We start from the raw sequence: 529 nt of genomic DNA on the forward strand, positions 1-529 counted from the left end.
GGATATATTATATCAATGGAGTTTTTATGAAGCGTAATATTATAGGCGGTGCATTCACTCTGGCATCTTTAATGCTGGCCGGACATGCACTGGCAGAAGATGGTGTTGTTCACTTCGTCGGTGAAATTGTCGACACTACTTGTGAAGTTACCTCAGATACAGCCGATCAAACCGTACCACTGGGTAAAGTCAGTAAAAATGCTTTTTCAGGTGTAGGTAGTCTGGCGTCACCACAGCAGTTCAGTATTAAGCTTGAAAAGTGCCCGGCAACCTACACTCAGGCAGCCGTTCGTTTTGATGGTACAGAAGCGCCTGGCGGCGACGGCGACCTGAAAGTGGGTACGCCGCTTACAGCGGGCAACCCTGGCGATTTTACCGGTACAGGACAAGCGATTGCGGCAACGGGTGTCGGTATTCGTATTTTTAACCAGTCAGATAACTCGCAGGTTAAACTTTATAACGATTCTGCCTATACCGCTATCGACGCTGAAGGCAAGGCTGAAATGAAGTTTATTGCACGCTATGTGGC

The 529-nt window shown here is 47.8% G+C and carries 1 protein-coding gene; it reads left to right on the forward strand.

The genetic code is table 11. The annotated features are described in order from the left end of the window. Window positions 1-26: 26 nt before the first annotated feature. The coding region (gene lpfA-O113, locus AC5O77_RS22585; protein WP_494507272.1) for a long polar fimbria major subunit LpfA-O113 at window positions 27-529 on the forward strand (503 nt) is incomplete at its 3' end.

The organism is Stenotrophomonas sp. INTA L402-1 (assembly GCF_059295135.1).